The sequence below is a fragment of the Sphingomonas sp. PWP1-2 genome, assembly GCF_049898305.1.
Taxonomy (GTDB): domain Bacteria; phylum Pseudomonadota; class Alphaproteobacteria; order Sphingomonadales; family Sphingomonadaceae; genus Sphingomonas; species Sphingomonas glacialis.
In genome coordinates this window covers 964,270-987,639 of record NZ_JAFCXM010000001.1, presented here as the reverse complement: position 1 = coordinate 987,639, position 23,370 = coordinate 964,270, and the positions used below count along the sequence as shown (strand labels likewise).

Below are 23,370 nucleotides of genomic sequence, written 5' to 3'. Positions count from 1 at the left end.
AACAATCGGGTCGAAAATAGCCACCTGCCCTTTCGACGACGAGAGCGGGCAATGCTAAGATTCAGGCAAATGAAGACCCTACAGAAATTCGCCTCGGTCCATGCCAACGTCCACAATCACTTCAATCTCGAACGTCACCTCGTCGACCGCAAGACCTACAAGGAACGCCGCTCAGCCGCCCAGGCTGAGTGGCAATCGGTCATGGCATAGCGGCACCTTACAAAAGCCCGACCTGCATCGTGGAGAGAGCGGTTCGCGTTAGACTGACATCACCGCCATTTTTTCTGTAATCGCCTTGCTTAAAGGCCGCACCAGTCGAGGCGCTGGCGCGAATACGTTAGCGGCTGAGCAACCGATTTTGCCGTCGGCGGTCCACCATTGAGGAGTGATCGCCCTCTGTATTGCCGCGACTGGGATGCTCCGAAAAAATCTCTCAGCCGTGAGAGACCTCGGCGGGATTGGCCATCTCTGAAATAACCGCCGATTTGACCACAAATCAACAGTTTGATCCATTACCATGCTTGGCACTGGGGATAATCGTACGCGCGCATGTGCTCTCACCGCCCGTCTATTGATGGCTACCAATCGCTGCCTGTTACCCAAAAGTACCCCCAAAGCATCGGCACTCTATCGGGTTGAACTTGATCTAGATCATTGACGCGCAAGATTGTGCTGCACCATGTTTCTCTGCCAGGCTGCGAGCTTGGCGGGTCAAGATGGCAGCGGGGTAATCGGACACTGAAATGATGGAATATCGAACGATATAACCACCAGGGAGCAGCGAAGGTGGCTTTAACCCTAGAGCAGGTTCAGCTCGTGAAGGAAAGCTACTCGCTGATTTGCAAGCATTCCGAACCGTATTCTATCCTCTTCTATCACCAGCTATTCCTGAAGCATCCGTTCGTACGCGCGCTATTTCCTGACGAATTGGCGCACAAAACGAGTGTGTTCAAGCAAACCATCGATGTCTTGGTCGAAAACATCGCTGACCTTGCACGCATGCGTCCGACCTTGGCGACCTTGGCCAGACAGCATGTTCAGTACGGTGTCGACACATACCAATATGCGATCGTCGGAGCCGTGCTGATCGATACGTTCGCAGAAATTCTGGAGAGCCGTTTCACTTCGGAGGCCCGTAAAGCTTGGGAAGCGCTATATGCGGAGACCGCGGCCATCATGATATCGGAGTCCAGCACAGGACATTAGCGCAGAACGCCAGGGTCGCTCGCACGCCTGCATCGGCCATCCTGCCCGGCGCGTAGACCGACACGATCGCGGGCTGGACACCGACCGCGATAGCCTTCCCCTCATCAACGGCGATGGCGCCAAGCCGCATTCACGCCTGCGATCATATCGTAGGGGATCGCCGCGGCCTCGCGCATCCACATCTTGGCCTGCAACGGCCTTGGCCCGCGCGCGACCATCCGCACTGGACGGCTGGCAAGGCCCAGCAACGCAAACAGCATCCGCACGCGGGGCTGGTGGTACGCATCGGTACAAGTCCGGATCGCCGTATAGCCGTGACGCCGCGCGTAGCTCGCGGCCGCGCGAACCGTCTGGAGCGTGTCCGCGCTGACGTCATCGAGGATCAGCCGATCGCGCGCGACGGTGCCGTGCAGCAGTTCGGCCATCACCGCCGCCTCGGACGGTGGATAGGTCCCCACCCCGCCCGAGAGGAACAGGTCGGTGCGCGGATCCGCTTCGGCAACCGCAGCGGCATAACCGACGCGGCGCAAGAGTGCGGGGCTGGCCGTCCCATCGGCCCGCACGGCAGCCCCGAACACCACGACGAGGGTGCGCGCGGGCGCCTCAGGTCTGTCGATCGTCATCGCGCGTCCGATCCGCTACCCCGCGCCCACCCCTTCGCCGCTGGTACCAGCGTCGCGAGGAAAGCCTGCGCACTTGCGCGATAGGAATCGCGCACCTCGGGCTTCATCCGGTTCCACGTCGCGTACATGTTCGCCATGCGGTGATTGCGCCCGAACAGACGTTCGTGCCGCGCGAGAAAATCCCAATACAGCGCATTGAACGGGCAAGCGTCGGGCCCGACCTTCTTCTTCACGTCGTAGCGGCATTTGCCGCAATGGTCGGACATCCGGTCGATATACGCGCCGCCCCCGGCATAGGGCTTGGTTGCGAGCCGGCCTCCATCGGCGTGCTGGCTCATGCCGATCACGTTGGGCAGTTCGACCCATTCATAGGCATCGGCATAGACGACGAGGAACCAGTCGGCGACGTCCTGCGGCCGCACGCCGGCGAGCATCGCGAAATTGCCGAGCACCATCAGCCGCTGGATATGATGCGCATAGGCATTGTCGCGCGTGTTGCGCACCGCCTCGGCGAGGCACAGCATCTGCGTGTCGCCGGTCCAGTAGAAATCGGGCAGCGGCCGTGTCGCCTCGAGCGCGTTAGCGGCTGCGACGTCGGGCATCTCGAGCCAGTAATAACCGCGGACATATTCGCGCCAGCCGATGATCTGGCGGATGAACCCCTCCGCCGCATTGAGCGGAACGCTCCCCGCGGCATAGGCGTCGGCGGCGGCCTGCGCGACCTCGAGCGGGGTCAGCAGCCCGAGATTGAGCGCGGGACTGAGCCAGCTATGGTAGAGCCAGTCCTGCCCCGTCACCATCGCGTCCTGATATGTGCCGAAATCGGGGAGCGCGGTCGTGACGAAATGCGCGAGCGCCTCGCGCGCCTGCGCGGCGGTCACCGGCAACGCGAACTGCTCCAGCCGCCCGAAATGCTCGGCAAAGCGATCGGCGACCAGCGCCATCACCGCCTGCGTCGTTTCGTCGGGCGCGAAATGCATTGGCTCGGGATAATTGAGCCCGCGCTTGGGCGGTGCGCGATTGTCCTTGTCGAGGTTCCAGCGGCCGCCCTCGGGCTTGTCGCCGGGCGTCATCAGCAGGCCGGTCTTGCGGCGCATCTCGCGATAGAAATATTCCATCACGAGCTCGCTGCGCGCCTGCGCCCAGGTCTGGAATTCGAGGATGCCGCAGATGAAGCGATCGTCGATCAGCACGTCGACGCGAAGCCCGAACCGCTCGGCCCAACCGTCGATCATCGTCCGCACGCGCCATTCGCCGGGCTCGACGATCCGGATCGCGCTCGGCCGATGCCGATCGACCGCGCGCGCGACTTCGCCCGAGAAACTCCCACTATTTTCGGGATCGTCGAGCCGGATGTAATCGACGCTCCATCCCGCGGCGCGCAGTTCATCGGCAAAGTGCCGCATCGCGGAAAAGATCAGCGCGATCTTGCGCTTGTGGTGGCGGACATAGGTCGTCTCGTCGGCGACCTCCATCAGCAGAACGACGGTGCCGTCTTTCGGCACGCCGTGCAGCGAGGCGATGGTGTGCGACAGTTGGTCGCCGAGGATCGGAACGAGGATTGTCATCGCACTCCAACGTCCGGCATCGCGCCGGGATGCACCACGCCGCGATTCGACGCTCAGAACAGCGTCGTCAGCATGTAGAAGGCGGCGCCGACCGCCGCCGAGGCCGGGATCGTGATGATCCACGCGACCAGCACGTTCTGCGCGACGCCCCACCGCACCGCCGACGCGCGCCTGGCGACGCCCGCGCCGATGATGCAGCCCGTGATCGTATGCGTCGTCGAGACGGGAATACCGAGCAGCGACGCCGCGAACACCATCACCGACCCGCCGAGCGAGGCGCTGAACCCCTGGTGCTGCGACAATTTGGTGATGCGCGAGCCCATCGTCTCGATGATCTTCCACCCGCCGGTCAGCGTGCCGAGCCCCATCGCGACGTAGCAGCTGATCGCCACCCAATGCGGCACTTCGAAATCGCCGTGGAGATAGCCGGTCGAGAACAGCAGGACGGTAATGATCCCCATCGTCTTCTGCGCATCGTTGAGCCCGTGGCTGAGCGAATAGGTGCCCGACGAGATCAAGTGCAGCGCGCGGAACGAGCGCTCCGCAGTGCGATGCGTGGCGCGGCTGAACAGCCAGCTCGACACCAGCATGATCAGCATCGACAGGATCATGCCGAGCACCGGCGACAGCACGATCGCGATCAGCGTCTTGTTGAGTCCGCTCCACTGCACCCCGGTGATGCCCGCATGCGCGACCCCCGACCCGATCATCCCGCCGACGAGCGCGTGGCTCGACGACGAGGGAATGCCCTTGAGCCAGGTCACGACGTTCCAGAACATCGCGCCGACCAGCGCGCCGAACACCACCGCCGGGGTCACCAGTTCCTGCGCGATCAGCCCCTTGCCGATCGTCGAGGCGACCGCGTGCAGGCTCGGAAAGGTGATCGTCAGGAAATAGGCGGCGAAGTTGAAGAAGCCTGCGAACAGCACGGCATGGACGGGTTTGAGCAACCGCGTCGACACGACCGTCGCGATCGAATTCGCCGCGTCGTGCAACCCGTTGAGGAAGTCGAACGCGAGCGCGACGGCGATCAGGCCGATCAGCAAGGGCAAGGCTAAGGTGTACATCGATCTGGTCAGGCGTGATCGATGACGATGCCATCGATTTCGTTGGCGACGTGTTTGAAGGCGGCGACGATCCGTTCGAGATGCTTGTACACCTCGCGTTGCACGATGAAGCCGAGCGTGTCGCTCGCCCCGAGTTCCTTGAACGCGCGTTTTACGCCGTTGGCGTGGATCGCGTCGGCCTGGCTCTCCATGCGGACCATCCGCTCGGTCAGTTCGTGCAGCCGCCCGCCATTCCTCCCAACGTCGCGCAGCAGCGGCATCGCCTCGGCGGTGAGCCGCGCGGCATCGACGATGATCGCGGCCATGTCGGTCATTTCCTGGGTGAAGTGCGCGACCTCGTACAGGTCGATCGCTTGCACCGCGGCCTGCATCTCGTCGATCGAATCGTCCATCGCGCCGATCAGGCTCGTTATCGCGCCGCGATCGAACGGCGTGAGGAAGGTCCGCCGCACCGTCAGCAGCATCTCGCGCGTGATGTCGTCGGCGTCGTGCTCACGCTCGATCACTTCGCGAATATGGTCGGCGGCGCCGCCGGTGCCGTTGCGCAGCAACCGCGCGACCGCGTCGGCCGCGGCGCCGATCGCGACGGCGTGCGCTTCGAACAGCTCGAAGAAATTGCCGGTGCGCGGCAGGAGGCGTTGGAACCAAGCGAACATCGGACGGACTTTCGTAGTTTTGGCAACGGCCGCAAGCACACCCTTGCGCTCTGCGGCGGTCTTGAATTCGGCGGGGCCGAACGAGCGGATGAGATCGCGCAGATCGCTTTCATCGACCGCGTCCGCGGCGTCGGGGAGCGAGAACCAGCGACGTTCGCGCTGCGACTGTTCCTTCCACACGTCGTGCTCGCGCGTCACCGCCAACGGGAAGACGTCGACATCGAGCATCAGCGAGGCGCCGTTGCCCTTGCGCTTGCGATAGCGGTACGATCCGAGCGGGGTCGGGCAGACGAGCCCGCTGACGCCGGCCTCCTCCTCTGCCTCGACCGCGGCGGCCCGGTGGGACGCCATCCCGGTCATCGGATTTCCCTTCGGAATGACCCATCGCTTGCTTTCGCGCGAGGTGACCAGCAACACGCGCACGGGCGCGTCGATTCTGGTCCCTTCGGTGCGATAGGGCAGTGCTGCAATCTGGCGGATGATCAGGCTCCCTTTGTTGCACCCCCGTATCGGACCGCCACGACGCCGCCAATCCCATGGGCGGCATCGTCGCTGCGGTTGGATGGGTCGCACGACGATCGCTCGCTACCGCCGAATCGACGCATATTCCACCGCAGACTTGCGTCTCGCGTGCGCTCCGGCGATGTCGGGCCAAGCCGTTCGTCGGAAACGGTCCAGGAGCAGAGCAGCAAAAGATGCGAATCCCATGACTGCGCGGTCCCTGTCGCCGTCCGAGCCTGCCGTCCTGTTTCGCTCGCGCGCCGAATGGCCCGACGAGATCGAGCGGGCCGTGCTCGAACAGATCGGCGACGGCCCTCTGGCCAAGATGATCCGCATCGCGATGACCGATCCCGATGAAGAGCTGTGGCGCTATTCGATCAGCGTGTCGGGACAGACGATCGCGGGGAAAGCGATCCGCGCTTTGGAGCTTCAATAAAGCGGACACGACATTGCGGCCTTACCCGTCCCCGCCTGCGATGTTCGAGATTGACGCAGTGCAGCATCGCACCTACCAGCCCGCGCTCCCAACCTCGCTAAGCCCGATCAGGCGCAGCTTTGCTCAGCGCCGGAGGCGCCGCGTGCCCATGACCATGACTTTCGCCGATCTCGCTCTGGCGCCCTTCCTGCTGCGCAGCCTCGCCGACCTCGGCTATGCCACGCCGACCCCGATCCAGGCCGGCGCGATCCCGCTGCTGCTGCAGGGCCGCGACATGCTCGGCATGGCGCAGACCGGTACCGGCAAGACCGCTGCCTTCGCGCTGCCGCTGCTCCATCGCCTCGCCGCCGATCCCCGCCCCGCACCTGCGCGCGGCGCACGCGTTCTCGTGCTCGCGCCGACGCGCGAACTCGTGTCGCAGATCGCCGCAGGGTTCGAAAATTTCGGTCGCGATCTGAAGCCGCGCGTCACGACGATCTTCGGCGGCGTCAGCGCGTTCCACCAAGTCAAGGCGCTCGAGGCCGGCGTCGACATCATCGTGGCGACACCGGGGCGCTTGCTCGATCTGATCGAGCAGGGCGAATGCGACCTGTCCACGCTCGAGGCGCTGGTGCTCGATGAGGCCGACCAGATGCTCGACATGGGCTTTGCCAAGCCGATCGCGCAGATCGTCGCGACCATGCCGACCGAGCGCCACACCCTCCTGTTCTCGGCAACCATGCCAAAGTCGATCACCGCGCTCGCCGATAGCTTGCTGCGCGATCCGGCAAAGGTCGAGATCGCCCCGCCCTCGACAACGGTCGAGCGGATCGAACAGTCGGTGATGTTCCTCGATGCCGCCAACAAAAAGGCGGCATTGCTCGACTTGCTGCGGACCCCCGACATGGGCCAGGCGGTCGTCTTCACGCTGCAGAAGAATATCGCCAACGAAGTGTGCGCGTTCATCAGCGAAGGCGGCATCACCGCCGAGGCGCTCCACGGCAACAAGTCGCAAGGCCAGCGCGAACGCGCGCTCGATGCGTTCCGCGCGGGCACGGTGCAAGTCCTGGTGGCGACCGATATCGCCGCGCGCGGGATCGACGTCGACACCGTGACGCACGTCTTCAACCACGATCTGCCGAGCTTGCCCGAAAGCTATGTCCACCGCATCGGCCGCACCGGCCGTGCCGGGCGCAGCGGCTACGCCATCACGCTGTGCGACGCCGAGCAGCGCGCCTGGCTCCACGATGTCGAACGCGAGATCGGCCAGACGCTGACCGTCCAGGACGATCACCAATGGCATTGCGAAATTGCGCGCCACTCGACCAAGCGCGCGCCGGTGCTCGGCGGCGGCCCGGTCAAGCAAGTCAAGGCGCCCAAGGAGCGCGAGCGGAAGATCTGGACCGAAGAGGAAAAGGCCGCCGCGCGGATGGCGGCGAAGGCCGCCTGAGCCGTGCTTGGGGCGGCAGCGCCAGACGCGCTCCCGCCCTTTGCGCTTATTGAACCGGTGCGCTCGGGCGTCCGGTGGGCGCGAGCGGGCGGCCGCCGTTGAGATCGGCGCCGGTGTTCGAATCGGTCGGTGTCGACTGAATCATCGCGCGCATCTGCCACTGATATTTGTCGATCGCGTGCTGGACTTCCTGCAGCAGGTTCGACGTGGTCGGATCGGTGTCGTTGGTCGCCTTGATCCCCTGCGCGATCTCGTCGCTGGTCACCCGGTAATATTGCGCGAACCACTGGATGACCTGCGCATCGTCGACAAAACCGCCCGGGAATTCAGGGATGCGGCTTGTGCGGATGATCGTGTTGGCGCGACCGTCCGACGAGACGCCGATCCCCTGCAGCCGCTCGGCGACTTCATCGGCATATTTTGCGACGCCTTCGTAATGCTCCTGCAGCAGTTCGTGCAGCGGGTAGAACAAGGTGCCCGAGACGTTCCAATGCGCCTGCTTGGTCTCGAGTTGGAGCTGCTGGAGTTCGGTCAGCGTCTGCTGGAGCGCCTGGGTCGAAGCGCGCAGCCCCTCGCCCTGCGGCCCCGCATGAACGCGGTCGGTGACGCTGTTGAGCGGGAACGGGCCGGTCTGCGGCTGGGTCTGGGCCAACGCGGGTGACGCACACAGGAGCGCCGCCGTGGCGAGTAGGATGGAACGCATGGAAGTCCTTTCGATCGAGCACTCGAGACGCCACCGCGTCTCGCTCGGCACGCTCAACGGTCGTCGGGTCGAAGGGTTGTCTAAATTCGCTTTCAGCTTTGCTGCGAGGCGACACTGGACCACAGCGGACCCTTCTGTCTGAACTCGTGTTTAGTCGACGCGAGCGCTCGCGCCGCTAACGGGTGCAGCTCGGTCTGAAGGAAGTAGCATGCGGAATCTTGTCCTCGCGGTGGTGCTCGCCGCTACGCCAGCGTTGGCGGCAGCGCAGGAGACGACGGGGATGTCGCTCGACCGGCTCGCGCAGGATGTGATCGCCAACAATCCCGAGCGGCAATTCTATCAGCGCCAGATCGAGACCGCCGGCGTCGAACGAGCCGCCGCCGGGCGCTGGGCCGACCCCGAGGCCGTGGTCGAATTTGGCCAGCGGAGTGCGAACGACCGCACCACCGGCGCGCTGCTCGGCGACGGGCAAACCTATGCCGTCTCGATCGTCCAGCCGATCGAATTCGGCGGGCGGATCGCGCTGCGTCGCGCGATCGCCGAGCGGCAGATCGACCTTGCCAAGATCGGTCTCCAGCAGTTCGACGCGACGCTGGCCGCGCGGGCTCGCTCGCTCGGGTACGGACTGTTCGCCGCCGACGAAAAGGCCGCCACCGCACGGACCGTCGCCGCACGGATGCGCGACCTTTCGCGCGTTCTCGTCGCACGCGATCCCGCCGGCCCTGCCCCACGGCTCGAAGCGGCATCGCTCCAGGCCGGCGCGATCACCGCCGAGCGCACCGCGGCGATGGCCGATGCCGAGGCGAATTCGGCGCTGTACGAGCTCAATCAGTTGCGCGGTGCACCGTTCGCGGCGCGTATTCGGGTCATCCGCCCCGACATGCGTCTACCCGATCTCCCCTCGGGCGCAGCGCTTGCGGCGAGTGCCGCCGCCAACAATTTCGAATTGAAGTCGCTGCGCGCGCAGTTCGAGCAGCAGGGTCTGCGCGTCGATCTTGCGCGCAAGTCACGAATCCCGATCGTCGGCGTTGGTCCGTATTACGACCGCGCCCGCTCCGACATTCGCGAGACAAATTACGGTGTGCGGCTGTCGACCACGCTGCCGGTATGGAATCGGCAGGCGGGCGACGTCGCCGCGCAACAAGGCCGCCAGGCGCAGGCCAATGCCACGCTGATCAACGCCGAGCGCCGGATCGAGCGCGACGTGTTCGACCAGGCCGCGCAATATGAGGCCAAGCGCAAGGCGCTCGGCCAATGGTCGGGCAGCACGCCGCAGGGCTTTGCCGATGCCGCCGCCGACGCCGACCGCAACTATCGGCTCGGCGCGATCCCGCTGCAGGTCTATATGCAGATGCAGCAATCCTATATCGAGGCGACCAACGCCGTGCTCGATACGCGGCGCGAGGCGCTCGAGGCGTTGCTCCAGTTGCGCGCGCTCAACGGCGGGACCGCGCTCGCGCGATGATCGGCTGGTTGCTCGCGCTGGTGACGCGTCACCGGCTGGCGGTGACGATCGTCACCGCGATCGTCGCGATGCTCGGCATGGGCGCCTATTCTGCGCTCAAGATCGACGCGATTCCCGACATCACCGGCGTCCAGGTCCAGATCAACACGATGGTCCCCTCGCTCGCGCCCGAGGAGATCGAGCGGCTCGCGACGCTGCCGATCGAGCGGGCGATGGCGGGCCAGCCAGGCCTGCAGGAAACGCGCTCGCTGACCAAGACCGGGCTGAGCCAGGTCACTTTGCTCTACAAGGACGGGACCGACCAGCTGCGCGCGCGCCAGCTCGTCGCCGAGCGAATCCAGGCGGTGCGTGATCAGCTTCCGCCGGGTGCGACGCCACAAATGGCGCCGATCACGACGGGCTTGGGCGAAATCTATTACTACACGCTCGAATGGAAGAATCCGCCCAAGGATTATGACGCGCAGCGCCAGTTAATGGAGCTCTACGAGGCGCAGGAATATACCGTCCGCCCGATGCTGCGCGCGGTCACCGGCGTCGCCGACGTCAATTCGAACGGCGGGATGGAGCAGCAGTTCGTCGTCCAGCCCGATCCCGCACGCCTCACGATGCACGGCGTGACCGCGGGCGAACTCGCCGATGCCGTCGGCAAGAATGTCGAGAATGCCGGCGGCGGGATCATCGTGCGCGGGCCCGAGCGCTTCACCGTGCTGACCAAGGCGCGCGTCACCAATGCGACCGAGATCGGATCGATCCCGGTCAAGTTCGCCGCCGGCGTGCTGCCGCTGCAGGTCCGCGATCTGGCGAACGTCGTGATCGGCTCGGCCCCGCGCCAGGGGGCGGCAACGCAGAACGGGCGCGAGACCGTCCTCGGCACGGTGATGATGCTCGTCGGGCAGAACAGCCGCGAAGTCGCATTGCGCGTGCAGGATGCGTTGCCCGACATCCAGGCGGCGCTGCCCAAGGGCATGGTGCTCGACCGGCAATATAGCCGCGCCGATCTGGTCGACCGCGCGATCTCGACGGTCGAACACAATCTCGGCGAAGGCGCGCTGCTCGTCGCGCTCGTCTTGCTCGTCGTGATGGGCAATTGGCGCGCGGCGCTGATCGTCGCGCTGGTCATCCCGCTCGCCTTCCTCGTAACCGTCTCGGGCATGACCGCGATCGGCGTGTCGGGCAATTTGATGAGTCTCGGCGCGCTCGATTTCGGACTGATCGTTGACGGGTCGATCGTCGTGATCGAGAACAGCCTGCGGCTGCTCGCCGAGCGACGGCGCGACAAGGGCGAGGATCTGACGCCTGAGGAACGCCGCCAGACCGTCGCCGATGCGGCCAAGATGGTCGCGCGGCCGACGCTGTTCGGGATCGTGATCATCGCGCTGGTCTATGTACCCGTGCTCAGCCTCGGCGGGGTCGAGGGCAAGCTGTTCCAGCCGATGGCGCAAGCAGTGATGCTCGCGATCTTCGCCGGGCTGATCTGGACCTTCACGATCGTCCCCGCGCTTGCCGCCTGGCTGCTGCGCGCGCCCGCTGGCGAAGCCGGCGACGGCGGCAAGACGGGGCTGATCGGCTATGCCGAACGCGGCTATGTCCCCGTGCTCGAGCGCGCGCTCGCGCATCCCAAGCTGCTCGTGCTCGGCGCGCTCATCCTGCTGGCGGGGACGTTCCTCGTCTTCCGCACGCTCGGCTCGCAATTCACCCCGCAGCTCGACGAGGGCGCGATCACCGCGATGGTCTATCGTCCGGTCGGCATGTCGCTCGACCGCAGCCTGGCGATCGAGAAGGAAACCGAGCGCCAGATCAAGCGCCAATTCCCGCAGGTGACGCACACCTTCTCGCGGATCGGCACGAGCGAAGTCGCGACCGATCCGATGCCGCCGAACGAAAACGATCTCTACATCTTCTACGCGCCGCTCAAGGACTGGCCGACCGGCGACGGCAAGCCCAAGACCAAGGAAGAGCTGGTCGCAGGCATCGAGAAGATCGGGCGGAAGGTCTATAAGGGCCAGACCTTCGAATTCGCCCAGCCGATCGAGATGCGCTTCAACGAGATGCTCGAGGGCGTCCGCGCCGACGTCTCGGTCAAGGTGTTCGGCGAAGATTACGACGTGCTCGAAAAGGCCGCCAAGCAGGCCAAGGCGATTCTCGAGAAGCAACCCGGCACGGCTGGTGTCGAGTTCGAGACCGCCGGGCGGCCGAAGAGCATCGTCGTCGAGCTCGATCATGCCGCGCTCAACCGGCTCGGGCTCGGCACCGCCGAGGTCAACAAGGCGATCACCGATGCGATCGCCGGCACCGAGGAGGGTTTCATCCCGCACGAGGAAGCACGCCACATGATCGTCGTGCGGATGAAGGAGGATCTGCGTGCGGATCCCGCTTCGATCCTCGCGCTCCCGCTGCGCGTCGGCGAATACGGCATGGTGCCGCTGTCACGCGTCGCGCACTTGCGGACGATCCGCGCGGTCGAGCCGATCCTGCACGACGGCGGCAAGCGCCGTGCAGCGTTGATGGTCAATCTCAAGACCAGCGATCTTGCAGGCTATGTCAAAAAGGCGCGCGCCGAGGTCGGGCAGCAGGTCAAGCTGCCGCCAGGCTATCGCATCGAATTCGGCGGGCAGTTCCATCAGCTCGAGGCGGCGCAGAAGCGGTTGTCGATCGTCGTGCCCGCCGCGCTGATCCTAATCTTCCTGCTGGTTTATGCAGCGCTCGGCAGCGTGAAGGAGGCGGCGATCGTCTACACCGGCATTCCGTTCGCGGTGACGGGCGGCGTGCTGGCGCTGTGGCTGCGCGGGATGCCCTTCTCGATCACCGCGGCGATCGGTTTCATCGCGCTGTCGGGGATCGCGATGCTCAACGGGCTGGTGCTGATCGATCATATCAACAGCCTGCGCGACGGCCGCGACGGCGATGCGCTTCCGGTCGACGACGCGGTGCGTCAAGGCGCGCGTGATCGATTGCGGCCGGTGCTGTCGACTGCTTTGGTCGCCTCGATCGGCTTCGTGCCGATGGCGATCGCGAGTGGGGCAGGTGCGGAGGTGCAGCGGCCACTGGCGACAGTTGTGATCGGCGGGATCGTCACCTCGACGCTGCTGACGCTGGTGCTGCTGCCGAGCCTGTATCGGTGGTTGATCCGCGACGCTGGCAAGGCGAAGCCCAAGGACGAGGTGGCGGCCGACTGATCCCACCCCCCGCCGTCACCCCGGCCTCGTGCCGGGGCCCACCGTGCCGCGTACGCTGAACCGGCAGTATGTGGATCACGGTGGACCCCGGCACAAGGCCGGGGTGACGGCGGGGGGATGGCTACGTCTCGTTCCGCCGCGTCGGGAACACCGGCCCGCGCACCGTCATCCGCTCCGCCGGATACGGGCGCTGCAGCGCGACCACATCGTCATAGCTGCCCCGCAGCCAGCGCTCATGATCCTCGGGCGCGAGGATCGTGACCATCGCCTTGGGATGGATCGGCGCGACCAGCGGGTTGGGGTCGCAGGTCACCATCGTGAAGCCGTTGCCCTTGGCGGTACGCTGCCAGAACCCAGCGACGCAGAACAGCGGCTGGTCGGTCACCTGGAACCACATCTCGCCCTTGAGCGGCTTCTTGCCGTCGCCGAGATCCTGCGCGTCGGGCGTCCATTCGCAAAATTCGCTGAGCGGGACGAGGCAGCGGTTCTCGGGGCTGGCGGCGAGCGCACGCCACTGCGACAGGCCGAGATTGCGGACGTTGGTCATCGGCCACGCCGCCGCGCCGCCGAGCACGTCCCACGCCATGATATCGAGCCCGCGTCGCCCGGCCTCCTCGCGCACGACATACGCGCGCCCACGCGGCATCAGCTCGCGCGGGTTGAAACGATTGTCGAGCGGGCGCTCGGGTTCGAACACCGTCGCGAGGTGCGTGTGGAGCGTTTCGGGCTCGTAGCTGAGGCGGGCGCGGTTGCACATCGTCGGTCGCTCCGGTGGATTGGGCTAAAGGGCCGACACCTCGCCCCTGGGGGAGCGCGCCATAGGCTACCGCGTCCCGCCATCTAAGCAACCGCTAGGCGGCGATCAATCCACCTGCACGCCACGTCTCCACTCCGATCTTGTGCGGTCGGCAGTGGTATCGCTTCCGGAACATCCCGCAGCCAGCCGCCATTTTTACCCGATCGTTACGGATAGCGTGCAAGGGGCAGTCATGGTCGATACCACTCTATCCGGCGAATCTCCCGGCGCATCGTCAGCCTTTGGGGAAGCGTCGTGCTCGGACTGGCGCGTCCGGGTCGATCAGCTGGTCGAGGCGCAGCGCAGCGTGGCGATCGCGCTGCCGATCAACGTCCTGCTCACCCTGCTCTGCGCCGCCGTCGCGTGGCACGCCGGCGCCACGCGCATGGCACTGCTCTGGCTCGCTGCATCGTTGAGCGTCAATATCGCACGCGGTGTCTTGCAGTGGCGCACGCGAGGTCGGCGCAGCGCGGCAACACCGCCCGTCACCCCCGCGGCCGTCGAACGCCAGCTCCGCGCCTTGTGGGTCGTCACGCTCGCGTCGGGGTGCGCGTGGGCGACGCTGCCGTGGCTGTGCGCGCTCTACACGACGCAGCAATCGTTGTTCTTTCTCGCGGTCGGCTGCGGCATAACCGCCGGCGCGGTGTCGCATGGCGGGGCGTGCGCGCGCGTGCCGATCGCCTTCATCACGCCGCCGATCGTTTCGACCGCGATCGCGCTGCTCGCGGTCGGCGGGTTCGATCGCACGATGCTCGCGGCGACGATGGTGCTGTATTGGGCGGCGTTGGTCGCCACCGCGCGGCAGGCCGAGGCGACCTTCCGCCGCGCCAGCGCGCTGACGCACTGCATGGCGACGCTCAACAGCTCGCTCGAATCCGCGAATGCCAGCGCGCAGCGCACCGCGAGCGAGATGCGCCACCGCGCCGACCATGACCATCTGACTGGCTTGCTCAATCGTGCCGGTTTCCTGCGCGCCGCTGCGGCGCAGATGGAGCGGGCCAAGCCGCCCTTCTGCCTGATGCTGCTCGATCTCGACGGCTTCAAGGCGATCAACGACGTGTTCGGTCACAAGATCGGCGACGAGGTACTGGTCGAGGTGGCGCAACGGCTGTGTCGCGAATTGCCTGACGATGTCCTCATCAGCCGCTGGGGTGGCGACGAGTTCGCCGTCCTGCTCGCGGCCGACGCCGCGCTCACCCCGCCGCTCGATCTCGCCGACCGGCTGATCGGCGCGGTGGCGGCGCCCTACCCGACCTTCGGCACGGTGGCGCGTGTCGGGCTGAGCGTCGGGCTGCATTTGACGCACGACAGCGAGATGCCCGAGATGTTGTCGTGCGCCGATCTCGCGCTGTATGCAGCCAAGGGGGCAGGGCGGAATCGCTGCCACGTGTTCGGCGACGATCTGCGCAGCACGCTCGACCTGCGCCGCGACATCGAGCGCGATCTGCCCGCGGCGCTGATCCGGGCTGAAGTGGACGTGTGGTTCCAGCCGATGTTCGGCGATGGCGGCACCCGGGTCTTCGGGCTGGAGGCACTGGTGCGCTGGCAGCATCCGACGCTCGGCTGGATCATGCCCGCCGATCTGATGGCGACCGCCGCCAAGGCGGGCTTCGCGCGGCCGCTGATGGACCTGATCCTCGACCGCGTCTGCACGATGATCGCGGCGCTTCGCGAGCGCGGTGTCGATCATGTCACCGTCGCGATGAATGTATCGCCGCGCGAAATGTCGCAATTGCCGGTCGACCGGATGATCCTGTCCGCGCTGGCGGAGCGCAGCTTGCCCCCCACCGCGCTCGAGATCGAGATCACCGAGGAGACCGCACTCGACACCGCCGATTGCGCACGCAAGCTGATGGCGCTGTCGAATGCGGGAATCCGCATCGCGATCGACGATTTCGGGATCGGCTATTCGTCGCTGTCGCTGCTGCGCATGCTCAAGGTCGACAGCCTCAAGATCGATCGCTGCTTCGTCTCGGGGCTTGCCGATTCGGCGGGCGATCAAGTGCTGGTCAAGGCGGTGCTCAACCTCGGCCAGTCGCTGCGAATCGACGTGACCGCCGAGGGCGTCGAGAGCATCGACGATCTGCGCATGTTGCGGACCTTCGGGTGCCAGATGATGCAGGGCTATCACCTCGCGCGCCCGATGCCGATGGCGCAGTGCCTCGCCTTCGTCGCCGACTCGCAGGCGCGGTCGCTCGCGCCGGGCGACGACGGCGTGCACCGGCTCGCGGGCTGAGCCGCTAGGAGACCTCCGCCTCGGCGGTCGCGAGAACGCCGACGAGATGCTGCACCGTCGCGCGGAGATCGGAAAGTTCGGCCGCCGACAGGCCGAGCCCGCTCGCCAAGGTGTGCGGCACCGCGCGCGCGGCGTCGCGCAACGCCACGCCCTGTGCGGTCACGCCGACCAACACGCGACGTTCGTCGGTGGCATCGCGCTGGCGCGTCACCAGCCCGGCGCTCTCCATTCGCTTGAGCAGCGGCGTCAGCGTGCCGCTATCGAGATGCAGCCGCTCGCCGAGTGCGCCGACGCTTTGCGGCGCCTGCTCCCACAGCACGAGCATCACCAGATATTGCGGATAGGTAAGCCCAAGCTCGGCGAGCACGGGGCGATACAGCCGGCCGAACAGATTGGAGGCGGCGTAGAGCGGGAAGCAGACCTGTCGGTCGAGCCGCAGGAAATCGTCGTCTTCGCGCATCGCCGCCTCCGTGTGCGTCACTTGGTGTTGACGGTGATCTTGACGTCGATATTGCCCTTTACCGCGTTCGAATAGGGGCACACCGCATGCGCTTGCGCGACGAGCGCCTCGGCAGCGGCCTGATCGAGCCCGGTGATCGTCACGTCGAGTGCGACCGACAGGACAAAGCCACCCGAAGCATTGGGCGACAGGCCGACCTCTGCGACGACGAGGATATCGTCATCCTTGACCTTCTGCGGCTTGCTGCGGCCGACATGGATCACCGCATTTTCGAAGCAAGCGGCGTAGCCCGCGGCGAACAGCTGCTCGGGATTCGTCGCGCCGCCCTTGCCGCCGAGCGCGGTCGGCATCGCAAGCTGGAGGTCGAGCAAGCCGTCGTCGCTGCGAATCGTGCCGCTGCGGCCGCCGACTGCGGTTACCTTGGTGCTGTAGAGCGTGCTCATCGTGGGTCTCCTGAAGTGAGGATCGAAAGGAGCTTTTATATTGTGCGCGATTTAATTGAGCACAAGTATTTCCCGCCCCTGTTTTTGCGTCGCCCAGTCCCCACATCGCCTTTCAACACTCCAACCGCAGATGGTGCCCCATGCCCAAGCCAATGAAGATCGATTTCGTTTCCGACGTGTCCTGCCCGTGGTGCATCATCGGGTTGCGCGCGCTCGAGGACGCGCTCGCGCGGACGAGCGACGTGGTCGATGCCGAGATCACCTTCCAGCCGTTCGAACTCAATCCGCAGATGGGCAAGGACGGCCAGAACATCGGTGAGCATATCGCCGAGAAATATGGCGCGACGCCCGAGCAATCCGCCGCCAACCGCGCAACGATCCGCGAACGCGCCGCCGATCTCGGCTTCACGATGGCGATGGGCGCTGACAGCCGCATCTACAACACTTTCGACGCGCACCGCTTGCTTCATTGGGCCGAGCTCGAAGGCAAGCAAGCAGACCTCAAGCGCGCATTGTTCCAGGCGTATTTCACCGATCAGCAGGATCCCTCGGACCATGCCGTCCTGGTCGCGCTCGCCGAAAAGGTCGGGCTCGACCGGGCACGCGCCGCGGAAATTCTGGAGAGCGACGCCTATGCCCGCGAGGTGCGCGCCGCCGAGCAGCTCTGGCAATCGCGCGGCATCTCCTCCGTCCCCGCGATCATCATCAACGATCGCCACTTGATCTCGGGCGGCCAGCCGACCGAACTGTTCGAGCGCGCGATCCGCGAAATCGCTGCCGCCTGATCCCCCTCACCGACCGAAAGACACACAAATGGCTACCCTGTTCGACAGCTACACGCTCGGCACGATCCCGCTCGCCAATCGCATCGTGATGGCCCCGCTCACGCGCAACCGCGCGGCGGCGGGCTTCGTCCCCGGCCCGTTCGCCGCCGACTATTATGCACAGCGCGCCACCGCCGGCCTGCTCATCGCCGAGGCGACGCAGGTCTCGCAGCAAGGCCAGGGCTATCAGGACACGCCTGGCATCTACACCGATGCGCAAGTCGAAGGCTGGCGCGTCGTGACCGACCGCGTTCACGCGGCAGGCGGCAAGATCTTCCTCCAGCTGTGGCATGTCGGGCGCATCTCGCATGTCGACCTCCAGCCCAACGGCGGCGCCCCCGTCGCGCCCTCGGCGATCCGCGCGGAGGCGAAGACCTTCGTCGGCAATGCCTTTGTCGACACCTCGACGCCGCGCGCGCTCGAGCTCGACGAGATGCCCGGCATCGTCGAGGACTTCCGCCGCGCGGCCGCCAACGCGATCCGTGCCGGTTTCGACGGCGTCGAGGTCCACGGCGCCAATGGCTATCTGCTCGACCAGTTCGCCAAGGACGGCGCGAACCACCGGACCGACGCGTACGGCGGCAGCATCGAGAACCGCGCACGGCTGATGCTCGAGGTGACCAAGGCGGTCGTCGCCGAGATCGGTGCCGATCGCACCGGCATCCGCATTTCGCCGGTCTCGCCTGCAAGCGGCGTTTCGGACAGCAACCCGCAGCCGCTTTTCGACTATATCGTCGATCACCTCAGCGCGCTGGACTTGGTCTATCTCCATGTGATCGAGGGTGCGACGGGCGGCGATCGCGATTTCGCGCCGTTCGATTACGCCTCGCTGCGCCGCCGTTTCGCCAACACCTATATGGCGAATAACGGCTACACGCTCGAACTCGCCACCAAGGCAGTCGAGTCGAATGCTGCCGATCTGATCGCGTTCGGGCAGCCGTACATCGCCAATCCCGATCTCGTTGAGCGCTTCAAGCAGCATGCGCCGCTCAACACGATCGATCAGGCCACGCTCTATGGCGGTGGGGCGAAGGGCTACACCGACTATCCGACGCTCGCCGAGCAGACCGCCTGACGGGGTGGCGGGGCCGGCGCAGTGCCGGCCCCGGTTGGATTTAGGTGAGCGAGCTGGTCCGGATCAGGTCGCAGACATCGTCCGCGACTTGATTGTTCGCGCCGAGCCGCTCGATGAGTTGCGCCGGGCGGCTGCCGCGCAGTCCGGCAATGGTCAGCGTCTTGTCGCGGACATAGGTGTAGACCCCGCTCACCGCGAACGCCGACGCATAGGCGATATGCGCCTTCTGCGCGTCCATCGTCGCGCGGAACGCTTCGGTTTCGAAGAAGGCGCGCCGCGTCATCGGCGTCTCGAACGCGATCTCGACCACGGCGATCGTCGTCCGCTCGGGCGGCACCTGATGGTCGACATTGGGGGCGGGCGGTGCCGGCTCGGCATTGTCATAGGTCTGCGGAAGATGCAGCCGCAGCTTCAGCACCGCTGGCTCCGCCGCAAGCGTTTCGGCAAAATTGCTCATGAAGTCGCCGAACGCCTTCGCGTCGGTCCCGGCCGCGCCGAAATGGACGTGGATCCGGTCGATCCCGTCATCGCCATTGGGAACCGGGTCGGGCAAGCGGTCGACCAAAGTGCGCGACCCGTCCGGCAGAGCGTATGCGACGGTCGCGGCGAACATGTTCTGCTCGTCGGCGAAGAGGATCGAGCTCGCTGCGTTGAACACGCCCTGATCGTCCGCCGACAAGAAGCCGATCTCGACCCCACCATCGAGTTCATAGTCGGGGAACGGCGCGATCCCGTCGACTTCCGGCCAGAGATGCGCATCCTGCTCGCGGTCGAAATGGTTCTGAACGTACCAGCCGAGCCCGGCAATACGCGAGCAGAGCGGGCCATGGACGTCCCGCCAATAGGTCGCAAACACGTCGTGCGGCACGCGCGGGCGGCGCAGGACGGTGGTGTAGCTGTTGATCGCGATGCCGGCATCGCGCGCGGCATAATCGGTGGTGATCGAAACCTTGGGCATGACGATACTCCTGAAAAGCGGTGGGGGCTTTATGCGGCGGCGCGCGCCGGCTTGAGCCGACCGACCAGCGCCGCGACGATCGCGGCCAGCACGGCGATGGCCGCTGCGACATAACCGACCGTCCCCAGCCCGAGATGCTGGATCACCGACCCGCCGATGATTGCGCCGAGCCCGATTCCGGCATTCGCCATCGACACGTTGAGCGTGCCCGCAAGCGCCTGCGCATGGCTCGCCGACTGCATCACGCGGACCTGGCAGATCGGATAGAGCGCCGTGTTGGCGACGCCCCACACCGCGATCGCCACCGCGAGCCAGAGATGCGAGCCCGCCACCAGCGTCGTCGCCGCCATGCCGATCGCGAGCACGAGCGCCGTGACCGCGGTCACCATCAGCGGCCCACGCCCGACGAACTGCCCGCCCAGCCAGTTGCCGCCAAGCCCGACGACGCCGAAGCCCATCAGCCACCAGCCGACTTGCCCGACCGGGATCTTCGCGATCTGCTCGAGCGTGTCGGCGAGATAGGTATAGGCGGTGAACATCGCGGTGAAGACGATCACCGACAGCACGACATTGCCGAGGAAATACGGGTCCTTGAGGATCCGCGCCTGGTCGGCGAGTTTCACGCGCGCCGGCCGCGCCAGCGTCGGCATCACCACGAACAGCAATACCGCCATCACCAGCGACAGCCCCGCCAGCCCCCAGAACGTCCCGCGCCAGCCGAACGCGGTCGAGGCGAGCGTGCCGATCGGAATGCCGAGCACCATCGCGCCCGAAATCCCGAGATAGACATTGGCGACCGCCTTGCCGGCCTTTTCGGGCCCGGCGAGCTCGCCCGCAGTCTCGCTCGCCGTGCCCCAGAACACCGGCAGCGCGAGCGCGGGAAGGAAGCGCGCGAGACCGAGAATCCAGATGTCGGGCGCGGCCGCGGCAAGCGCGTTGGCGCCGGCGAAGATCACCAGGATCGTGACGAACAGCCGCTTGCGCTCGAAATGCGAGAGCAGCGCCGTCAGGAACGGCCCCGCCAGCATCACCGTGAAAGCGAACAGCGTAACGAGTTGACCCGCGGTCGAGATCGAAACCCCGAGATCGCGCGACAGGCTCGGCAGCAGCCCGACGATGATGAACTCGGTCGTCACGATCACGAACGCCGAGATGGCGAGTAGCAGCACCGCGAGCCCGCGCCCCGCCGATGGTACCGCGGGCGGCGCTGCGAGATGGGGATGGACGACGGACGACATGGGCAGGCTCCTGTTCAGCCGCCTCTAACGCGCGACGGAAAGTTCAGTCGCACGGCGTTTTTTCCGCTATGGTGCGACAGAAATTCCAGAATGGAGATGACGTTGATTCCGTCCGAGCGTCTCAAGGGCATCGAAGCGTTTGTCTGTGCGGCCGATGCCGGCAGCTTCACCGCCGCCGGCGCACGCCTCAACCTTACCAACTCGGCGGTCAGCAAGAGCGTCGCGCGGCTCGAGGCGCGGCTCGGCAGCCGCTTGTTCGACCGCACGACGCGCCGGCTCGCTTTGACCGACGCCGGCGCGGCCTTTTACGAAACGTGCGCGCGCGTGCTCGGCGACTTGGCGGATGCCGAGGCGGTGCTCGCCGCGCAGCGCTCCGAGATCGTCGGGCGGCTCAAGCTCGACGTGCCGGTGGCATTCGGGCGGATGCAAGTGATGCCGGTCTTGCTCGCCTTCGCAGAACAGCATCCCGGGGTGCGCCCGGTCGTCACCTTCACCGATCGCGTAGTCGACATCTTCGAGGAAAGCGTCGACGTCGCGATCCGGATCGGCGGCTCGGAGGTTTGGGCGGACAATCTCGGGCACCGCTATCTCGGGCGCGAGCGCGTGATCTTCTGCGCGGCGCCCGGGTATCTCGCGCGCCGTGGGGCGCCGGCTTCGGTCGAGGCGCTCGCCGCGCTCGACTGCATTCTCTACGGCCGCGCGGATGGCAGCACGATCGCATGGCGCTTCGCCGATACTGCGGGCGGGATCGAACAGCGGACGATGGACGGGCGGATCGTGCTCGGCAGCGCCGAGGCGCAGGTCGGCGCGGTCAAGGCGGGCTTCGGCGTCGCGCAGCTGGCGACCTGGCTGATCAAGGACGAACTCGCGCGCGGCGAACTGATCGAAATCCTCCCCGAGCTGGCGACGGTCGGGCTGCCGCTGCATCTCGTCTGGCCGCGCAGCCGCCAGCTCAGTCCGAAGGTCGATGCGCTGATCGAGGCGCTGACCGCCGGCCTCGAGATCGCCTGACCGGCATCCTGCCGAAACAAAAAGGGCGACCCGAGGGCCGCCCTTTTCGCTTCACGTCTCAGACGATCCTCATGCAGCCGTCGGCGGCGCATCGACGAACACCGTCCACAGCCGCGCGATTGCCTTGTTGGGCTCGGCCGCGACCTTGGCGAGCGTCGTCTTGGCGGCGGCACGATCTCCCGACAGCGCGAGCGCCATCCCGAGGTGGAGGTTGTTGCGGTCGGCGTCGGGTGCGCCCTTGGTCTCGCACAGGCGGTACATCTCGATCGCCTTGGCGTAGTTGCGCGTGCCGAAATAGGCGTCGCCCGCCTGCTGCGCGAGATCGCCCTTCGGGGCGCCCATCGCGTTCTTTTCCTTGATGGCGAGCGAAGAGCTGCCCGCGATCCCGGTCTTGGCGCGCGTCTGCAACTCGGTCGCGGTGATGTTGCCCTTGGGGATCACGCCCGACGCGAGACCCTCGTCGATCACGGTCTTGGCTTCGTTGGGCAAGCCGATCGTCAGCGCGGCGTCGGCATAGTCGATATATTCGCGCTGGCCGGCCTGGCTCTTGGTCGCCCACAGCAAGCGGAACAGATCGATCCGGTTCTTGCTGTACTTGACCGCCGCCGGGCCCTGGAAGCCGAAGGTGTAGATCGCACCGCGCCAGTTCGGGGCGGTGCCATATTCGGTCAGCCAGGCTGCGGTCCAGGCATCGGCCTGCTCGGTCAGGCCGGCCTTGGTCAGACGCGTGAAGGCATATTTATACCAAGCCTCTGGCGCCTTGCGGCCAGCGGCCTTCTCGGCCTTCACTGCAGCTTCGAGATCGGCGGTGCCGCCAGCGACGTCGCCGGCTTCGACCTTCGAGCGCGCGATGTTGAGCTGGAGGTCGGCATCGGTCGCGCCGAGTTCGCGTGCCTTCATATAGTCTTGCGCCGCCAGCTTATAATCCTTGGTCGCAAACGCGAAACCGGCGCGCTCGTTATAGCGAATGCCGAGTTCGGTCTTCGGCGTCGCGGGATTGGCGATGATCGCGTCGAGCGGCGGGGTCAGCGCGGCGACGCGCTGCGTTTCGGGCTGGCCGGCGGTCTGCGCATTGATCAGCGCGAGGCGCAGACCCGAGGCGAGGTACTTTTCATAGTCGCTCTTGGCAGCGGCATCGAGCGCGTCGAGCGAAGCTGCGGCCTTCACCAGATCCTTCGGGGTCGCGTTCATCGCGGTCTGCACTTCGACCGCGGCAGCGCGCGCTTCCTTCGACAGGCTCGGCGCGGCCGCATCGGCGGCCTTTTCCTTCTTTGCGGCGAAGGCGGGGGCGACGAGCGCCGCGCCGTTCATGCCGACGACAAGCGTGGCAGCCAAAGCGATTTTCGAGACCATCTTCATTGTCGAACTCTCCTCTTGCCGCGCGGCCGCGCGCGGCGGATTGCTGCCGCCGCTCTAACGCCGCGGGGTATACCGTCAAGCGACGGCAGTAGTGTCACCGCGACTGAACACCGCTTGAACCCGATATATCCCTGACGCGA

General features: G+C 66.0%; 21 protein-coding genes. 10 read left to right on the top strand and 11 right to left on the bottom strand.

Going from position 1 to position 23,370, the window contains the following annotated elements; translation table 11 throughout:
- Both ACP7C5_RS04830 and ACP7C5_RS04825 read left to right on the top strand, forming a co-directional pair.
- Positions 1 to 210 (top strand): DDE-type integrase/transposase/recombinase (locus ACP7C5_RS04830; protein ID WP_426263363.1); only part of this gene is annotated, 210 nt, incomplete at its 5' end.
- 576 nt (positions 211 to 786) lie between these two features.
- Entirely contained in the window at positions 787 to 1,206 is a 420-nt protein-coding gene (locus ACP7C5_RS04825; RefSeq protein ID WP_426263362.1) for a globin domain-containing protein, read from the top strand.
- A 104-nt stretch (positions 1,207 to 1,310) separates the two neighbouring features.
- On the opposite strand, the gene ACP7C5_RS04820 is transcribed toward ACP7C5_RS04825, so the two are convergent.
- Genes ACP7C5_RS04820 through ACP7C5_RS04805 form a run of 4 tightly spaced genes read right to left on the bottom strand, consistent with a single transcriptional unit; the run spans position 1,311 to position 5,582 of the window.
- A complete protein-coding gene (locus tag ACP7C5_RS04820) occupies positions 1,311 to 1,829 on the bottom strand; it encodes a YdcF family protein (protein WP_426263361.1) in 519 nt (172 codons plus the stop codon).
- Complete coding sequence (locus ACP7C5_RS04815; RefSeq protein ID WP_426263360.1) at positions 1,826 to 3,397, bottom strand: cryptochrome/photolyase family protein; 1,572 nt, start codon at positions 3,395 to 3,397, stop codon at positions 1,826 to 1,828. The genes ACP7C5_RS04820 and ACP7C5_RS04815 overlap by 4 nt, the downstream gene beginning before the upstream one ends.
- 53 nt (positions 3,398 to 3,450) lie before the next feature.
- Positions 3,451 to 4,464 (bottom strand): inorganic phosphate transporter, encoded by a 1,014-nt coding sequence (locus tag ACP7C5_RS04810; RefSeq protein ID WP_133189042.1) that lies wholly within the window; start codon positions 4,462 to 4,464, stop codon positions 3,451 to 3,453.
- 8 nt (positions 4,465 to 4,472) lie between these two features.
- Positions 4,473 to 5,582 (bottom strand): DUF47 family protein, encoded by a 1,110-nt coding sequence (locus ACP7C5_RS04805; RefSeq protein ID WP_416194525.1) that lies wholly within the window; start codon positions 5,580 to 5,582, stop codon positions 4,473 to 4,475.
- A gap of 244 nt (positions 5,583 to 5,826) precedes the next feature.
- On the opposite strand from ACP7C5_RS04805, the gene ACP7C5_RS04800 reads away from it, so the two are divergent.
- Together ACP7C5_RS04800 and ACP7C5_RS04795 are read left to right on the top strand one after the other, a co-directional pair.
- Positions 5,827 to 6,057, top strand: a complete 231-nt coding sequence (locus ACP7C5_RS04800; RefSeq protein ID WP_133189044.1) for a hypothetical protein — start codon at positions 5,827 to 5,829, stop codon at positions 6,055 to 6,057.
- Between the two features lie 148 nt (positions 6,058 to 6,205).
- Positions 6,206 to 7,486: a DEAD/DEAH box helicase gene (locus ACP7C5_RS04795; RefSeq protein ID WP_426263359.1), complete on the top strand. Its 1,281-nt coding sequence runs from the start codon at positions 6,206 to 6,208 to the stop codon at positions 7,484 to 7,486.
- 46 nt (positions 7,487 to 7,532) lie between these two features.
- Here the strand turns inward: ACP7C5_RS04795 and ACP7C5_RS04790 are convergent, their stop codons facing one another.
- Positions 7,533 to 8,189, bottom strand: a complete 657-nt coding sequence (locus tag ACP7C5_RS04790; protein WP_322163077.1) for a DNA starvation/stationary phase protection protein — start codon at positions 8,187 to 8,189, stop codon at positions 7,533 to 7,535.
- 208 nt (positions 8,190 to 8,397) lie between these two features.
- On the opposite strand from ACP7C5_RS04790, the gene ACP7C5_RS04785 reads away from it, so the two are divergent.
- Both ACP7C5_RS04785 and ACP7C5_RS04780 read left to right on the top strand, forming a co-directional pair.
- The gene (locus tag ACP7C5_RS04785) at positions 8,398 to 9,654 is read left to right on the top strand and encodes a TolC family protein (protein ID WP_426263358.1); all 1,257 of its coding nucleotides are present in this window, start codon (positions 8,398 to 8,400) and stop codon (positions 9,652 to 9,654) included.
- Complete coding sequence (locus tag ACP7C5_RS04780) at positions 9,651 to 12,830, top strand: efflux RND transporter permease subunit (RefSeq protein ID WP_426263357.1); 3,180 nt, start codon at positions 9,651 to 9,653, stop codon at positions 12,828 to 12,830. The genes ACP7C5_RS04785 and ACP7C5_RS04780 overlap by 4 nt, the downstream gene beginning before the upstream one ends.
- Positions 12,831 to 12,951: 121 nt before the next feature.
- On the opposite strand, the gene ACP7C5_RS04775 is transcribed toward ACP7C5_RS04780, so the two are convergent.
- The gene (locus tag ACP7C5_RS04775; RefSeq protein WP_189675580.1) at positions 12,952 to 13,587 is read right to left on the bottom strand and encodes an SOS response-associated peptidase; all 636 of its coding nucleotides are present in this window, start codon (positions 13,585 to 13,587) and stop codon (positions 12,952 to 12,954) included.
- A gap of 232 nt (positions 13,588 to 13,819) precedes the next feature.
- On the opposite strand from ACP7C5_RS04775, the gene ACP7C5_RS04770 reads away from it, so the two are divergent.
- Positions 13,820 to 15,862, top strand: coding sequence for a putative bifunctional diguanylate cyclase/phosphodiesterase (locus tag ACP7C5_RS04770; RefSeq protein ID WP_426263356.1), 2,043 nt, complete (start codon positions 13,820 to 13,822; stop codon positions 15,860 to 15,862).
- A 4-nt stretch (positions 15,863 to 15,866) separates the two neighbouring features.
- Here the strand turns inward: ACP7C5_RS04770 and ACP7C5_RS04765 are convergent, their stop codons facing one another.
- Entirely contained in the window at positions 15,867 to 16,322 is a 456-nt protein-coding gene (locus tag ACP7C5_RS04765) for a MarR family winged helix-turn-helix transcriptional regulator (RefSeq protein WP_426263355.1), read from the bottom strand.
- 17 nt (positions 16,323 to 16,339) lie between these two features.
- Positions 16,340 to 16,765, bottom strand: a complete 426-nt coding sequence (locus ACP7C5_RS04760) for an organic hydroperoxide resistance protein (protein ID WP_426263354.1) — start codon at positions 16,763 to 16,765, stop codon at positions 16,340 to 16,342.
- A gap of 140 nt (positions 16,766 to 16,905) precedes the next feature.
- Between ACP7C5_RS04760 and ACP7C5_RS04755 the strand changes: the two genes are divergently transcribed.
- The gene (locus ACP7C5_RS04755) at positions 16,906 to 17,550 is read left to right on the top strand and encodes a DsbA family oxidoreductase (RefSeq protein ID WP_354289034.1); all 645 of its coding nucleotides are present in this window, start codon (positions 16,906 to 16,908) and stop codon (positions 17,548 to 17,550) included.
- A gap of 28 nt (positions 17,551 to 17,578) precedes the next feature.
- On the top strand, positions 17,579 to 18,664 hold the full coding sequence (locus tag ACP7C5_RS04750) for an alkene reductase (protein ID WP_426263353.1): 1,086 nt from the start codon (positions 17,579 to 17,581) through the stop codon (positions 18,662 to 18,664).
- A gap of 40 nt (positions 18,665 to 18,704) precedes the next feature.
- Here the strand turns inward: ACP7C5_RS04750 and ACP7C5_RS04745 are convergent, their stop codons facing one another.
- Together ACP7C5_RS04745 and ACP7C5_RS04740 are read right to left on the bottom strand one after the other, a co-directional pair.
- Positions 18,705 to 19,622, bottom strand: a complete 918-nt coding sequence (locus ACP7C5_RS04745) for a hypothetical protein (protein ID WP_426263352.1) — start codon at positions 19,620 to 19,622, stop codon at positions 18,705 to 18,707.
- 29 nt (positions 19,623 to 19,651) lie between these two features.
- Positions 19,652 to 20,860: an MFS transporter gene (locus ACP7C5_RS04740; protein WP_426263351.1), complete on the bottom strand. Its 1,209-nt coding sequence runs from the start codon at positions 20,858 to 20,860 to the stop codon at positions 19,652 to 19,654.
- 90 nt (positions 20,861 to 20,950) lie between these two features.
- On the opposite strand from ACP7C5_RS04740, the gene ACP7C5_RS04735 reads away from it, so the two are divergent.
- Positions 20,951 to 21,871, top strand: coding sequence for a LysR family transcriptional regulator (locus ACP7C5_RS04735; protein ID WP_426263350.1), 921 nt, complete (start codon positions 20,951 to 20,953; stop codon positions 21,869 to 21,871).
- Between the two features lie 69 nt (positions 21,872 to 21,940).
- Here ACP7C5_RS04735 and ACP7C5_RS04730 read toward each other — a convergent pair whose 3' ends face one another.
- Complete coding sequence (locus tag ACP7C5_RS04730; RefSeq protein WP_133189069.1) at positions 21,941 to 23,230, bottom strand: tetratricopeptide repeat protein; 1,290 nt, start codon at positions 23,228 to 23,230, stop codon at positions 21,941 to 21,943.
- Between the last annotated feature and the right edge of the window lie 140 nt (positions 23,231 to 23,370).